Source organism: Phocaeicola salanitronis DSM 18170, assembly GCF_000190575.1.
GTDB lineage: Bacteria > Bacteroidota > Bacteroidia > Bacteroidales > Bacteroidaceae > Phocaeicola > Phocaeicola salanitronis.
On sequence record NC_015164.1, the window covers coordinates 3,968,227 to 3,984,620 of the forward strand.

7 protein-coding genes are annotated in these 16,394 nt (G+C 50.8%); 6 read left to right on the plus strand and 1 reads right to left on the minus strand.

The window, feature by feature from the left end; genetic code table 11:
- The first annotated feature begins 731 nt into the window (after positions 1-731).
- The 4 genes from BACSA_RS17130 to BACSA_RS17145 all read left to right on the plus strand — a co-directional run bounded on the left by BACSA_RS17130 (position 732) and on the right by BACSA_RS17145 (position 12,448).
- Positions 732-2,843, plus strand: coding sequence for a glycoside hydrolase N-terminal domain-containing protein (locus BACSA_RS17130; RefSeq protein WP_041584494.1), 2,112 nt, complete (start codon positions 732-734; stop codon positions 2,841-2,843).
- A gap of 109 nt (positions 2,844-2,952) precedes the next feature.
- Positions 2,953-6,219: a DUF4450 domain-containing protein gene (locus tag BACSA_RS17135; protein WP_041584102.1), complete on the plus strand. Its 3,267-nt coding sequence runs from the start codon at positions 2,953-2,955 to the stop codon at positions 6,217-6,219.
- 352 nt (positions 6,220-6,571) lie between these two features.
- Positions 6,572-10,891, plus strand: coding sequence for a hybrid sensor histidine kinase/response regulator transcription factor (locus BACSA_RS17140; RefSeq protein ID WP_144005238.1), 4,320 nt, complete (start codon positions 6,572-6,574; stop codon positions 10,889-10,891).
- Positions 10,892-11,041: 150 nt separating this feature from the next.
- Positions 11,042-12,448, plus strand: a complete 1,407-nt coding sequence (locus tag BACSA_RS17145) for an amidophosphoribosyltransferase (protein WP_013619284.1) — start codon at positions 11,042-11,044, stop codon at positions 12,446-12,448.
- A 96-nt stretch (positions 12,449-12,544) separates the two neighbouring features.
- On the opposite strand, the gene BACSA_RS17150 is transcribed toward BACSA_RS17145, so the two are convergent.
- A complete protein-coding gene (locus BACSA_RS17150; protein WP_041584496.1) occupies positions 12,545-13,756 on the minus strand; it encodes a BamA/TamA family outer membrane protein in 1,212 nt (403 codons plus the stop codon).
- Between the two features lie 138 nt (positions 13,757-13,894).
- Here BACSA_RS17150 and pepT point away from each other — a divergent pair, with 138 nt between their 5' ends.
- On the plus strand, positions 13,895-15,121 hold the full coding sequence (gene pepT, locus BACSA_RS17155; protein ID WP_013619286.1) for a peptidase T: 1,227 nt from the start codon (positions 13,895-13,897) through the stop codon (positions 15,119-15,121).
- A 104-nt stretch (positions 15,122-15,225) separates the two neighbouring features.
- Positions 15,226-16,311: a glycine cleavage system aminomethyltransferase GcvT gene (gene gcvT / locus BACSA_RS17160; RefSeq protein ID WP_013619287.1), complete on the plus strand. Its 1,086-nt coding sequence runs from the start codon at positions 15,226-15,228 to the stop codon at positions 16,309-16,311.
- Positions 16,312-16,394 lie beyond the last annotated feature (83 nt).

Genomic DNA, 16,394 nt, shown 5'->3' on the forward strand with positions numbered 1-16,394 from the left:
GTTTGAAACTACCTCATCTCAGAGACAACCTGCTTTCAAGTCAGGTCGTTGTTGTCTTGCGCTATCATCGTAGAGACGATGTGCACATCGTCTCTACGATGATACGGGTTATTAACTATTGATTATTAATTGATTAAATCTGTGTAATCTGTGGTGATAACAGTGACACTCACCCCACGTTGCCTTGGATTTTGCATACTGTTTTGTCTAACATCTAACAATATAACAATATAACAATAACTTTTTTTCGAAAAAAGCGAATCCACCGGAGAAAGAGTGAATAACAATATATATTTATATATAATATAATATATATTATATATTATATTATATATAAATATATATTAGTTTTTTCTCTCTCTTGTGCGGATTTCTGAAAAGGTTATTGTTATATTGTTATATTGTTAGATGTTAGATTGTTAGATTTGCAGACCGATTTGTGCATATATATGCATAAGCCATTCCGGTTAAGTGCAGGACGGGTAGCATATAGCTGCGCCGCGCCCCGGAAAAGCTTGCATGATTCAAAACTTTTTCGTAACTTTGTAGCGTAACCAAAACCTGATGTTATGGCCGTTTCTACCTTTGTTTTTGCCCTCGTATTTTGCCTCTTGTGTATGTTTTTCCATGACAATGTACGTTATTCCATGTTGATTTTGAGTAAGAAGCCTTATCTTCGCAGCATCAAGATAATCAACGGAAACATTTATTTTAAAAAAGAAAAACGATACATGAAGAAACAGTTACTTTATTCGTTGGCTGCCCTTACGCTGGCAGCATGTAGCGCGGAGAAGCAGGAACCCATCGACCGCCGGGCGTTGGTGGAGCGCAACAATCCGCAAGTGGCGGCGATGGATTCGCTATCGTCGCTCTCGGTGGGGAACGGCGAGTTTGCCTATACCGTAGACGCGACCGGGCTTCAGACTTTCCCCGAAGTGTATAAGAACGGAGTGCCTCTGGGCACACAGAGCCAATGGGGCTGGCACAGCTTTGCCAATACGGGCAACTACAAGCCCGAAGACGCCCAGAAGGAATACGATTTCGGGCGCGGGCACAAGGAGGTGTATGCGTGCCAGTTCAAGGAAGAAGGCCGTCAGAAAGACGCTTCCAACTGGCTTCGCGTCAATCCGCACCGCCTGCATCTGGGCATTGTGGGACTGGAGCTGGACGAGTCGGTTACGCCCGGTCAGGTGAAGGATATCCGTCAGACGCTGGATATGTGGGACGGAGAAATCACCAGCAGCTTTTCGCTGGACGGAACGCCTTACCGGGTACAGACCGTTTGCCATCCTGAACGCGACATGATAGCCGCACGGGTGTCTTCCGCTGCTCCTGCGGGCATCAAGCTCCGTTTCCCTTACCCTACGGGCAAGCATTGCGACGATGCGTGCGACTGGGAAGCGAACGACAAGCATTCGACTACGGTGGTGGAACAAGACGGGCAGAGCGCCGTGCTGAAACGCCAGCTGGACGCCACGACCTATTATGTGACGGTGCGCTGGGAAGGCGATGCTACCCTGAAGGAGAAAGAAAAGAACTATTTCGTCCTGACTCCGGCAGACACGGCTTTTGCCTTTACCTGCCAGTTTACGCCCGAGCCGTCTGACGCGCCTGCCGTGACGTTTGCCCAATCGGAACAGGCTGCATCGGCGTATTGGAACACGTATTGGACGAAAGGCGGGGCGGTGGACTTCTCGCTTTGCACCGATCCGCGCGCCAAGGAACTGGAACGCCGCGTGGTGCTGAGCCAGTACCTGATGGCTATCCAGTGCGCAGGCTCTACGCCTCCGCAGGAAACGGGCCTGACATATAACTCGTGGTTCGGAAAGTTCCATTTGGAAATGATTTGGTGGCATCAGGCGCATTTCGCCTTGTGGGGACACCCCGAAATGATGGGACGCACCTTGGGCTGGTATGAAAAAGCGGAACCCGTAGCCCGCCAGATTGCCGAACGTCAGGGATTCGAAGGCGTGCGCTGGATGAAGATGACCGACCCGAGCGGCATCGAAGCGCCGTCGAACGTGGGAAGCTTCCTCATCTGGCAGCAGCCCCACCTGATTTACCTTGCCGAACTGCTTTACCGTGCCGAGCCGTCGGACTCGATTATTCAGAAATATAACAAGCTGGTACAGGAAACCGCCGAGTTTATGTACTCGTTCGCTACCTACGACAAGGAAAACGACCGCTATATCCTGAAGGGTGCCATTCCGGCTCAGGAAACCTTGCGTGCCGCCGATACGGTAAATCCTCCTTTCGAGCTTTCTTACTGGCATTATGCCATGGGCGTGGCTCAGGAGTGGCGCGAACGTGCCGGCATGGAGCGTGTGCCCGAATGGGACGTGCTGATAGAGAAACTCTCTCCGCTGGCATACAACGAAGACCACCTGTATCTTGCCGCCGAGACCGCTACGGATACGTATAAGGACATCCGTTTCACCTCCGACCACATGGCGGTGCTGGGTGCCGTGGGCATTCTTCCGATGAACAAGCTTATCAATGCCGACTATATGCGCAACACCCTCGACTGGGTATGGGACAACTGGAACTGGAACAAGACCTGGGGCTGGGATTACCCGATGACCGCCATGGACGCGGCACGCCTGGGCGAGCCTGAAAAGGCGGTGGGAGCCTTGCTGATGGACAAGCGCACCAACACGTATCTGGTGAACGGGCACAATTATCAGGACGGACGCCTGCGCGTGTACCTGCCGGGCAATGGCGGCTTGCTTACCGCCGTGGCGATGATGTGTGCAGGCTGGGACGGTTCGGAAGGCGTGAACCCCGGATTCCCGAAAGACGGCACGTGGAACGTGCGTTGGGAAGGCCTGAAGCCGATGCCGTGAGTGTGATTTACGATTTGGCGATTTACTATTTACTATTTTGGTAGAGACGTATAATTCACCACAGAATTCTAAAACTTGTGCAAGTCTTAGAATTCTGTGGTGAAATTAAATGCATACGACTATGAACAAACTGATACTGACAGGAATCATACTGATGGGTTGCCTTTCCGCTTCCGCCCAGAGCAAGCAGGCGAAGAAGATAGGCGACTTTATCGAATCGACCTCGTATAACGACGCGAAACGCGGGGCGGAACGGACGTTGCAATACGTGCCCGAAGGAGACGACTTCGTGAGCGTGAATGGCAAGAACCGCTTTACCCGTGCCCTGTACGGGAGCTGGTCGGCTTTCCGTCTGGAGACCAGTGACCGTCCGGTGTTCGCCGCCTACGAGAAGAAGAACAGCAAGCATATCCGTTTCCGGCTGGTGCATGGAGGCATGTCGCAGGCACTCGATTCGCTGGACTTTTGCGAAGCGCGCTATACGGCAGGGCGGCGCACGTACCGGCTTACAGACCCTGTGTGGGGGAAGGGCGAGCTGCGCATCGGGGCATTGGCTTTGCCCGATGCCGACGGGGCGGTATGGAAATTCGAGGCGGAAGGCATGCCCGCCGGTGCCCTGCTGCAATGCTTTATCTCGGAAATCCGTGCGAAGAAGCTGAACCGCAACGGGGATATGGGTGCCGACCCTCCCGGATGTTTCGAGGCTCCGGAGCATCCCCGGCAACAAAAGATGTATCCGATGAAGCTGGAAGCGGAGACGTATCTCTTGCTGGAAAACCAGGACTTGCGCGTGCTTCCGGTGTCCGAAGGGCGTGCGCTGTACGGCAAGGCAGAGTCGGCACGCAAGGCATTGGCTTCGCGCATCCGCATCTCTACGCCCGACCCTTATTTCAATACCCTGGGCGGAGCCTTGGCGGTGGCGGCGGACGGCATTTGGGACGGGCAGGTATGGCTTCACGGAGCGGTGGGCTGGCGCATGCCCCTGAGCGGGTGGCGCGCTGCTTATACGGGCGATGTGCTGGGCTGGCACGACCGTGCCCGCACGCATTTCGATGCGTATGCCGCAAGTCAGGTGACCGAGGTGCCGAACACGATTCCGCATCCGGCACAAGACTCTGCCTTGCACTTGGCACGCTCGGTGAAACACTGGGGAACGCCTCAATACAGCAACGGATACATCTGCCGCAATCCGCGCCGGAACAACCAGATGCACCATTACGACATGAACCTGTGTTACATGGACGAGCTTCTGTGGCACCTGAACTGGACCGGAGACTTGGCGTATGCCCGCCGGATGTGGCCCGTCATCACCCGTCATCTGGCATGGGAAAAACGGAACTACGACCCCGATAACGACGGATTGTATGACGCGTACGCCTGCATTTGGGCGAGCGATGCCTTGTATTACAACAGCGGTGCCGTGACCCACTCTTCGGCATACAATTACCGGGCGAACAAATGGGCGGCGGAAATCGCGCGCAAGATAGGCGAAGACCCGACACCTTACCAGGAAGAAGCCGCCCGCATCCTGAAGGGGCTGAACGAACGCCTGTGGATGGCGGAGAAAGGACATTGGGCAGAGTTCCAGGACTTTATGGGACACAAACGCCTGCACGAAAGCGCCGGTGTATGGACCATCTACCATGCCATTGACAGCGAGACCGCCGACCCCTTTCAGGCGTATCAGGCAACCCGCTACGTCGATACGCAAATCCCGCACATTCCGGTGAAAGGGAAAGGGCTGGAAGATGAGGGCTATGCTACGATAGCCACCACCAACTGGCTCCCTTATTCGTGGAGCATCAACAACGTGGCTTTTGCCGAAGTGATGCATACGGCGCTGGCTTATTTCCAGTCGGGACGGGGCGATGCGGGATATAAGCTCCTGAAGAGTTCCATCCTTGACGGTATGTACCTGGGCGACAGTCCGGGAAACTTCGGGCAGGTGAGCTTCTACGATGCGGCGCGCGGGGAATGTTACCGTGATTTCGGAGACCCCGTGGGCGTGGCTTCGCGCGTGTTGATACAAGGCTTGTACGGCGTGCTTCCCGACGCGATGAACGGAAGGCTGGTCATCCGTCCGGGCTTCCCCATGGAATGGGAGCATGCCTCGCTGGCTACGCCCGATGTGGAATACGCTTACGAGCGGAACGCGGACACCGACACCTATCGTTTCACCCAGCGTTTCGCTTCGCCGCTGAAACTGGTCTTGCAGGTCAACGCACGCCGGGAGCGGATTGCCTCGGTAAGGGTGAACGGAAAGCCTGCGGAATGGCGTCTGGCTCCTGCCGCTCATGGATATCCCTTGCTGGAGATAGAAGCTCTTCCTTCCGCAGAGGCAGAGGTGGAAATCGCATGGGCAGGAAAGGATATTTGCCGTATCGTGGAAACGGGGCTGACCGTAGCCGGAGATGCGGAAGAAATCACGCTCCCGTCTCCCGAAGGCTTGAAGACGACCGAAATCTACGACCCGCAAGGGCTGTTCGCTTCGTCCGGGCTTCGTCCGGAAGGCTTCTGGGGAAAGCCGAAAGGCTTGAAGGGCGACCATACCTTCTTTATCCGTACCCGTCAGGGAGAGATGGAGTGGTGGCAACCCGTGAATGTGTGTTTCGAGCGTCCGATGGTGAAGAAGAAAGCCGATTTTTCGGAAGTGAATACCGAAGCTTGCCGCACGGTAGACATGAGCGCGGTGCTGAACGATTCGGTTACGTCTATCTTCAAGGAGCAGTATTTCTCGCCCCGTTCGCCTTATACCACGCTTCAGATTCCCGTGCAAGGCATCGGCGAGTGGTGTCATCCCCTGCTGAGTGCCACGATAGACGATTCCGGCTTGCGGAGCCTGATTCGGAACGACCGTTTCCTGACCTCCTTGGGCGTGCCTTTCCGCTTGCCGAAGGAAGGGAAGAACATCGCTTTCACCTCGCTTTGGGACAATTATCCCGATAGCATCGCCGTGCCGTTGGAAGGCAATGCCTCGCATGCTTACCTGCTTCTTGCCGGAAGCACGAACCACATGCAATGCCGCATCGCGAACGGAACCGTCCGTGTGCGTTATGCCGACGGTACGGAAACCTGTGTCACCCTGACCAATCCCGATAACTGGTGCCCCATCGAGCAGGATTTCTATGTGGACGGCTTGGCTTTTGATGTGCCCGGACCCCGTCCGTACCGCCTGCATCTGAAGAGCGGAAAGGTGAGCCGAGACTTGGGCAAGGAGCTGGGAATCAGCGGCGTGTATGGCAGGGAGATAGAAGGAGGTGCAGGCGTCTTGCTGGATATCCCCTTGGACAAGGCGAAGGAACTGGAGTCGCTCACCCTGGAGACCGTGGCGAATGATGTCGTTATCGGCCTGATGGGCGTTACGTTGCAGGAGTGAGCGTTATTTTTATGGAACGCAGAGGCGCAAAAGCGCAGAGTTTATTTTTTTGAATATCCGCAAACATCCCATGTAGGGGCGTATCGCATACGCCCGAATGCATCAACTAACCCATGCGGATGTCTTCGGGGCGTATGCGATACGCCCCTACAAGGCAATTGGGTGGAATGCGGATTTTAAAATTATTTTTTGAGCAAGCAAAGCACAGAGAGTGGCGTTTGGCTCCGTGTCCTTTGCCTTCTCTCTAAATTATTCCTCTGTGTCTTTGCGTCTCTGCGTTCGATTTTTTATAGCTAAATGCATGCCGTTCCCGAAGTTTTTTGTACATTTGCCGCATTATATTATCCGATGCATGAGAAACATGAAAAGAATACTTTCACTTTTTATTATCACAATAGGGATATGTTTCAAGGCATTAGCCGGAGTCGAAGTGCGCTCTTCCCGCCTGACGGTAAGTGACGGGCTGGCGAATAACTCCGTGCGGTGTATCTATCAAGACCGGAAAGGGTTCATTTGGTTCGGGACCCTCGATGGGCTGAACCGGTATGACGGTTCGTCTTTCCTGACTTTTTTGCCCGAACGGGGGAAAGGCATATCGCTTTCCGACCATCGTATGTACCGGCTGAAGGAAGACAAGAACGGCTTTTTATGGATCCGGCATACACCTTCGGTATTCAGTTGTTATGATTTGAAGAAAGGGCAGGTGGTGGATTTTACCGGATGCGGAGAGAACATGTGGTATTATTCACAGATTTATGTTCCGGACAAAGCGGGCGAGGATGTATGGCTTTGGGGAAATCAGGCAGGATGCCGCAGGGTGACGTGCCGCGAGGGTGTGCTTTCTTCCGAATTTTTCCGGAAAGGGAAGGGGCTGGAATCGGATGCGGTGAACCACATCCGGCCCGACGGAAAAGGAGGCGTGTGGATTGCGACTCCCAATGGGCTTTATCACTGGGCGGAAGGAAAACTTGCCGAAACGGCTTCCGGCTTGAATATCCGTTACATTCATGTATATCAGGGAAATGCTTATTTCTTTGCTACAGACGGGACGATGTACACATCGGATGGAGAGGGGCGGGTAAAGCGCTTGGACCAAGCCTCTGTGCGGAGGAAGACGGGTTTTGACGGGTATATCTTTTATCGGGACGAATGGATGGTTTATGCCTCGACGGGGAATTATTGCTTCAATTTCACCCAAGGGCGTTTCGTGAAACCTAATCCGAAGCTGGATGTGCATCATGTGCAGATTATCGAGGATAATAAGCGGGATTTCTGGATTTACAACAATACCGGAACGGTGCGCTATGTGCAGGCGGCGGGCGGAGAAGTGCGCGAGTTCCGGCTGATGTCGGACGAAGACTTGGACTATATCGACGAGGAACGTTATTCGATTGTGCACGATTCGCGCGGCCTGTTGTGGATTGCCACGTACGGAAACGGGCTGTATGTCTATGATTTGCAGAAGGGAGACATGCAGCATTTCACGGTTGGCGAGCGTGGCGGAACGAATAGCGTGATAAGCTCGGACTATTTGTTGTGCCTTATGGAAGACCGGCTGGGGAACATGTGGGTCAGCTCGGAGTTTACCGGTATCGACAAATTGAGCATCATGGACGATGGGGCTTTTTATGTGTATCCCAACGGAGAAGAAAAGATAAACCGCTCGAATACGGTGCGTTCTCTTTCTTGCCTGGACGGGTCGGACCTTTATATCGCTACGCGTACGGGAGATGTGGTCGTGTACGATTCCCGCTTCTTGGTGAAGCATGTCCTGAAGGCGAACACCAATATGTATGCCGTAGAGAAGGATGACGAGGGAAGGGTTTGGTATGGCACGCGGGGAAAAGGTGTCATGGTAGGGGACGAACAATATGCGCATCATTCGGGCGATTCCGCTTCGCTTTCTTCCAATCAGGTTTATAACCTGTATAAGGACAGCCGCGGGCGTATGTGGGTTGCTACCTTGGGAGGCGGCTTGAACTTAGCGGTCCGTGAGGGCGGGACATACCGCTTCCGGAGCTTTTTCCTGGAAGAAGGAGCCAACCGGGTGCGTACCGTGTGCGAGGATGCCGATGGCTGGATGTGGATGGGGACGGACAAAGGCGTGTTCGTGTTTCATCCCGACACGCTCCTGAAAGACCCGGACGCTTATTATAATTATACGTTGGAAAACGGAGACTTGTACAGCAATGAGATACGGAGCATTGTGCGCGATTCGGAAGGGTGCGTTTGGATAGCCGAGACCGGTGCGGGCTTTTCGTATTGCATGCCCGGAGGGGACTATGCGCACCTGAAATTCACGCATTATGGAATGACGGACGGGCTGGTGAACAACATGGTGCAGGATTTTGTGGAGGACCTTCGGGGGGATATGTGGATTTCTACCGAATACGGCATCTCCTGCTTCGACCGTGAGACCAAACTCTTTGAGAATTATTTCTTTTCGACCAATGTATTGGGGAATATCTATACCGAGAATTGCGGAATCCGTTTGCCCGACGGGCGTTTGGCGTTCGGAACCAATTACGGATTGAACATCATCCATCCCGAGTCATTGGTGGCAGATGTGGGGAATAAGAGCGTGGTGACTTTTACCGACTTGAAGCTGGACGGCGTTTCGGTACGTCCGGGCGATGCGCATTCTCCGCTTGAATCGGCATTGCCCTACTTGTCCGAAATCAAGCTTCAATATTATCAGAACTCCTTTGTCATCGATTTTTCTACCTTGGACTATGTCCGCCAGGGTATCCAGCAATTCAGCTATCGGCTGGACGGATATGAGAAAGTATGGAGCAAACCTTCCCCGTTGAGTTTTGCGGCTTACAAGAACCTGCGTCCGGGCACCTACCGCCTGCGTGTGAAAGCCAGCAATTCGTTGGGGGTATGGAGCGAAAAAGAGTCGGTATTGAAGATTACGGTGATGCCTCCGTTTTGGGAAACCGGCTGGGCATACCTGATTTATGTGCTTGTAGCGGGGGGCTTGCTTTACCTGGCGTTCAGTATCTTCTCGAAGATGAATGCCCTGCGGAACCAAATCAAGGTGGAAGAACAGCTGACCGAATACAAGCTGGTGTTCTTCACAAACATTTCGCACGAGTTCCGCACGCCTTTGACCTTGATACAAAATGCTTTGGAGAAAATACACCGTGCCGGGAAGCTCCCGAAGGAAATCGCTTCTTCGGTATCCTTGATGGATAAGAGCACGGGGCGCATGCTGCGTTTGATAAACCAGCTTTTGGAGTTCCGCAAGATGCAGAACAACAAGCTCTCGCTTGCCTTGGAGAAGGCGGATGTGATGGAGTTCCTGCGAGACATCACCTTGTCTTTTAACGATATAATCGAGTCGAAGCAGATGCAGTTCCGCTTTGTCCCATCGGTGAAGAAGTATGAGATGTTTATCGACCGGAGCATGTTGGACAAGATTGTATATAACCTGTTGTCGAACGCCTTTAAATATACGCCTTCCGGGGGGAAGATACTTTTGGCGGCAACGGCGGACGAGGCGGGCAAGAAATTCGTTATCCGTGTGTCGGATACCGGTGTGGGCATCCCGAAAGAAAAGCGGGACGAGTTGTTCAAGCGTTTTGCCAAGAGCCGTTTCTCGGGAAGCAGCATGGGAATCGGGCTGCACCTGACCCGCGAGCTGGTTGCAGCGCTTAAAGGAACCATCGCGTACGAGGAAAATACGGGAGCGGGAGGAGGTTCGGTGTTTATCGTCACATTGCCTTTGGATGCGTCTGTGTACGAAGAAAAGGACTTCCTGATACAAGACAATGTTATCCTCCGTGAAGAAGAACATGCCGAAAAGCAACAGGCGGAATGGCTTTTGCAGGACAAAGAAGAATGGCAGGAGAAAGATGCCGGGCCGTCCGGACCTTTGAATCACCGGAAAGTGCTGGTAATTGAAGACGATACGGACGTGCGCGAGTTCTTGAAGTCGGAATTGGGCAAGTATTTCGAGGTGACGGCTGCATCCGATGGCAAATCGGGGCTGAAAGAAGCGCATGCGAATGATTTCGACTTGATAATCAGCGATGTGATGATGCCCGGACATTCGGGATTCGAAATCACCCGCCAGTTGAAGAATGATTTCGAGACCAGCCATGTGCCCATTATCTTGCTTACGGCATTGGATGCGAACGAAAGCCATTTGGAAGGTATCGATAGCGGGGCAGACGCTTACATCACGAAACCCTTCAGCATGAATCTCCTGCTGGCACGTGCCTTCCGTTTGATAGAGCAACGCGACAGGCTTCGCAAGAAGTTCTCGAATGACCCTTCGGCAAAGCTCAGTCCGGCTTTATGCACCACCGACAGGGATAAGCAATTCACCGAAAGGCTGGCTTTGATTCTCGAAAAGAACATGCAAAACGCTCAATTGTCGGTAGATGAATTAGCGGGCATGATGGGGATAGGCCGCTCCGTCTTCTATCGTAAGGTGCGCGGGATAACAGGTTATTCTCCCAATGAATATCTGCGGATTATCCGCATGAAGAAGGCGGCGGAATTATTGGCACAGTCTGATACGTTCACCATAGCCGAAGTGGCACGGGAAGTAGGTGTGAACGATCCTTTCTATTTCAGTAAATGCTTCAAAGCCCAATTCGGGGTCACTCCTTCCGCCTATCAGAAGAGCGGAGGGATGAAGGATGAAAATGAGGATGAGGAATAGAATGCGGAAGGCCTTGTTGGGGATGCGCCAAAATGGAATGACTTGAAAGAAATTAGAAAAAGCCGGAGTATGTTTCCGTGCTTGCCAATTTTTCCGTATTTTTGCAACGAAATTGGATATTTATTTACAACTAAATTAAAATAAAACAAAATGGGTGGTTTTTTCGGGACAGTCTCTAAGGCTGAATGTGTAACCGATTTATTTTATGGAACGGATTATAATTCGCACTTGGGAACCAAACGGGCAGGAATGGCTACGTATGACGAGAACTCCGGTTTCGCACGTTCCATTCACAGCATTGAAAATTCGTATTTCCGCACTAAATTCGAAGCAGAGTTATCTAAGTTTAAGGGGAAATCAGGCATTGGCGTGATAAGTGATACAGACCCTCAGCCGATTATGATTAATTCTCATTTGGGGCGGTTCGCGATTATGACCGTGGCGAAAATCAATAATCTTGCTGAACTGGAAAAGGAACTTTTGGATGCGAACATGCACTTTGCCGAAATGAGCATGGGCAAAACAAATCAGACGGAGTTGGTGGCTTTGTTGATTGTGCAGGGAAAGGATTTTGTAGAAGGAATCGAAAATGTGTACAATAAGATAAAAGGGTCGTGCTCGATGCTGATTCTGACCGAAAACGGTATCATTGCGGCTCGTGACAAGTGGGGGCGTACACCGATTATTGTCGGGAAAAAGGAAGGGGCATACGCCGTGACGAGCGAATCGAGCAGCTTGCCGAACTTGGATTTTGAAATAGACCATTATGTAGGTCCGGGCGAAATTATCCGTTTGCATGCCGATGGCTGGGAACAGCTTCGGAAGCCGAACGAAGAAATGCAAATCTGTTCTTTCTTATGGGTTTATTATGGCTTTCCCGTATCGTGCTATGAAGGGCGTAACGTAGAAGAAGTGCGTTTTATTAGTGGATATGAAATGGGGAAAACCGATGATTCGCAAGTGGATTGTGCATGCGGTATCCCCGATTCGGGTGTAGGAATGGCATTGGGGTATGCCGAAGGGAAAGGCGTTCCTTATCATCGGGGCATTACGAAGTATACCCCGACATGGCCCCGTAGCTTTACGCCCAGCAATCAGGAAATGCGTTCGTTGGTGGCTAAGATGAAACTGATTCCTAACCGGGCAATGTTGCAGGGAAAGCGTATCTTGTTCTGTGATGATTCGATTGTGCGCGGAACCCAGTTGCGTGATAATGTGAAAATCCTTTATGATTATGGAGCGAAAGAAGTGCACATGCGTATTGCTTGCCCTCCGTTGATTTACGGATGTCCGTTTATCGGCTTTACCGCTTCCAAGAGCGACATGGAATTGATAACCCGCCGTATTATCAAGGAAATAGAAGGGGATGAGAATGCCAAACTGGAAAAATACGCTACGACAGGTTCGCCCGAATACAATGCGTTGGTAGACCGGATTCGTGCGCGTTTCGGACTGACTTCCTTAAAGTTTAATCCGCTGGAAACTTTGGTGAAGGCGATAGGTTTGCCTAAATGCAAGATTTGTACGCATTGCTTTGATGGGTCAAGCCGCTTTTAATAGTTAATAATTAATAGTTAATAATTAATATTGAGTGGCGAATAACGGTATGCATTGCCATTCCCTATTAATTATTAACTATTAATTGTTAACCAGTCAAAACGCTTCGGTCATATTGAAATAGAAGAGGTTTTGCCGGTTGATAAAGTTGCGGCCGAAATCCAAACGGACATTCATGCGGGGCTGCACTTCAATGCGCAAGCCCAATCCGGCATTGGGAAGCACACCTTCTATTTTCCCCGGATTCGGACCCATAAAGCCTGCGCCTCCCCATGCAACGAACCCCAAATGGTGGACAATCCGCTTCAGCCAGTTGCTTCGGTCGGTGTTGAACATTTGCCGGTATTCTACCAAAGCCACATGCGAAGACTTGTCACGGTATTGTCCCATGTAATATCCTCGCAGGTCAAACGGGGTTCCGCTCAACACATATTTATTTAAAGGTATGTTTTTCCCGAATACATTCTTGGTCTGTACCGTCCAGGCAAGCACTTTCCGTTTTCCTACCGATTTATACTGGCGGTAATCCACTTCGAAACGATAAAAATTATCGTCTCCTCCCAACCATTTTTGATACATGATGCCGCGGAAGTCTACGTATAATCCTTTATACGGATTGGCAGGAATATCCCGTGTGTCGTAGGTAAGCAAAAAACCGAGTCCCGAACTGAAGTTCTTGTATCCGTTTTCGTCTCCTCCGGCTTTTTTATAATCTTCCTGCTCTACCAGATATTTGGCTGGACTTGAGATTTTATCGTAGTTCAAGTCGATTTGCGGACCGGCAAACCAGTTGCTCTCTCCGATGCGGAACAGAAACCAGGGGTTTATTTGAATGCCGCTATACCGGTATTGGCTGGTGCTGTCGCTCCGTTCATAATTTTTGTTGGTCGAATAGCCTACGCCGTAAAAGTTTTCTTGTGTATTCTTGTAAGAGAATTGTCCGAAGATACGGAACTTGTCATTCTTGAAAAACAGCTGGGGCTTGACCATGATGTTCAGTCCGCCTTTAAAGATAAATGCCATGGCAAAAGGAAGGACCGAGCGTCTCATGGTCGTATCTTTCGGGTTCATGCGGAAGGTCATCAGCGCGCTTCCTCCTACCAGGAATCCAAAATCAGGGCTGAAACTGGGACCTCCCAATATGTTGTAATGGAAGTTCCGTTTGGCTATTTTCTGGCGCCGAAGTTCTTTGTCTGTCAAGGTTTTCGATGACAACGTATCAGCCGTAGGGCTTACGGTATTCGGCTCTTGGGCAAATCCGGAGCATGCAATGATACACAGGATGCAACATATTATCAGTCTCTTCATATCAGAATTGTAATTGAATGCAAATGTATAAAAAGTCAAGCATATAAGTGCTTAAAAACCTAAAAAATCACTTGATATTTGGTGAAATGCCGGCAATTTCATATCTTTACTTGATTTAATTTTTAACTTAAAAACATTATGACAGTAATAGAACGCTTTTTGAAGTATGTTTCTTTTGATACACAATCTGATGAGACAACGGGGACTACTCCAAGTACTCCTAAGCAGATGGTGTTTGCCAGATATTTGCAGTCGGAATTGGAGGAATTGGGACTGGAAGACATTTCGTTAGATGAAAACGGATATCTGTTCGCTACGCTTCCTTCCAATGTAGGCAGGGAGATTCCTACCATTGGTTTCATCGCCCACATGGATACCAGTCCCGATATGTCGGGGAAAGATGTAAAGCCGCGCATCGTGGCAGATTACCAGGGACAAGATATCGTGTTGTGCGAAGAGGAAGGCATCGTGCTTTCTCCAAAACAATTTCCTGAATTGTCGGATCATATCGGTGAGGATTTGATTGTGACCGACGGGCATACGCTTCTGGGTGCGGACGATAAGGCTGGTATCGCCGAAATCGTAGGAGCGATGGCTTACCTGAAAGCGCATCCGGAAATCGAACACGGAAACATCCGCATTGGATTCAATCCGGATGAAGAAATCGGCTTGGGGGCTCATAAATTCGATGTGGAGAAATTCGGATGCAAATGGGCTTACACGATGGACGGAGGTGAGGTAGGCGAGCTGGAATTTGAGAATTTCAATGCGGCTGCGGCCAAAATTGAGGTGAAGGGGCTGAACGTGCATCCGGGATATGCCAAAGGTAAGATGGTAAATGCGCTGCTGGTGGCAAACGAATTCATAGGCATGCTTCCTGCCGATGAAACTCCGGCTACGACCGAAGGATACGAAGGCTTTTTCCATCTGATTGGGATGGAGGGAGATGTCGAACATGCTATGCTTTCGTATATTGTCCGTGACCATGACCGCGGAAAGTTCGAAGCCCGTAAGGCTTTCATGCTGGAGTGTGCCGGCAAGCTGAACGGAAAATACGGTCAAGGAAGGGTAGACGTACAGATAAAGGACCAGTATTATAACATGCGCCAGCAGGTAGAGCCGCTGATGCATATCATCGACCTTGCTTTTGCCGCCATGAAAGAAGCCGGTGTAGAACCGAAGGTAAAAGCCATTCGCGGCGGGACGGACGGAGCGCAGTTGTCTTTCAAAGGGTTGCCATGCCCGAATATCTTTGCCGGAGGATTGAATTTCCACGGACGCTATGAGTTTGTGCCCATACAGTCTATCGAGAAAGCGATGAAAGTGGTGGTGAAAATAGCCGAACTTACCGCTAAGCGATACTGATTTTTTTACCACAGATTGCACCGGTTTTCATTTTCAACGATTCATTAATCTGTGTAATCTGTGGTGAACCGAAGCATTATACAAAACCTTAAAATAAAGCACTGATGAAAACAACTCCATTTACCGGGAAGCACATCGCTCTCGGAGCGAAAATGCATGAATTTGCGGGCTATAACATGCCTATCGAATATTCCGGAATTATTGATGAACACCTTACGGTGTGTCACGGTGTGGGAGTCTTTGACGTATCCCACATGGGCGAGTTTTGGGTAAAAGGCCCTCATGCCCTTGACTTTATCCAGCAAGTCACTTCAAACAATGCGGCGGTTCTTACGCCGGGAAAGGTGCAATACACTTGTTTCCCGAACGAGACGGGAGGCATTGTAGACGATTTGCTGGTCTATGGTTACGAGCCGGAAAAATACCTGTTAGTGGTTAATGCAGCCAATATCGAGAAAGACTGGAACTGGTGTGTGTCTCACAATGCGGTGGGGGCGGAACTGGAAAACGCTTCCGACCGTATGGCGCAATTGGCGGTGCAGGGACCTAAAGCATTGCCGGCTCTTCAGAAACTGACTTCATTGGATTTGTCCGAAATACCTTATTATCATTTCTGCGTGGGAGAGTTTGCAGGTGTGCCGGAAGTCATTGTCTCCAATACCGGCTATACCGGTGCAGGAGGTTTCGAACTTTATTTCTATCCCGAAGATGCCGACCGCATTTGGAATGCCGTTTTCGAGGCAGGTGCCGAGTTCGGTATCAAGCCTATCGGTTTGGGGGCTCGTGATACGTTAAGGCTGGAAATGGGATTCTGCCTGTACGGAAATGATATTGATGATACCACTTCGCCTATCGAAGCAGGACTGGGATGGATTACGAAGTTTGTCGAAGGAAAGAACTTTACCAACCGTGCGGCACTGGAAAAGCAGAAAGCCGAAGGCGTAAGCCGCAAGCTGGTAGGGTTCGAGATGATAGACCGGGGGATTCCACGTCAAGGTTATAAACTGGTTGATGCCGAAGGAAACGAAATCGGGCATGTCACTTCCGGCACCATGTCGCCCACCCGTAAGATTGGAATTGGTTTGGGGTATGTACAGACGGCGTTTGCCAAGCCGGGTACCGAAATTTATTTGGACAATCGGGGGCGGAAGCTGAAAGCCCAAGTGGTAAAACCGCCTTTCCGTAAGTAGCAGGCAGTTTTTTGTCACGCAAGCATGCGTTTTGATGAACATAAGTGAGTGGGCCGTTTCACATAAGTGAGTCGGGCGACTTA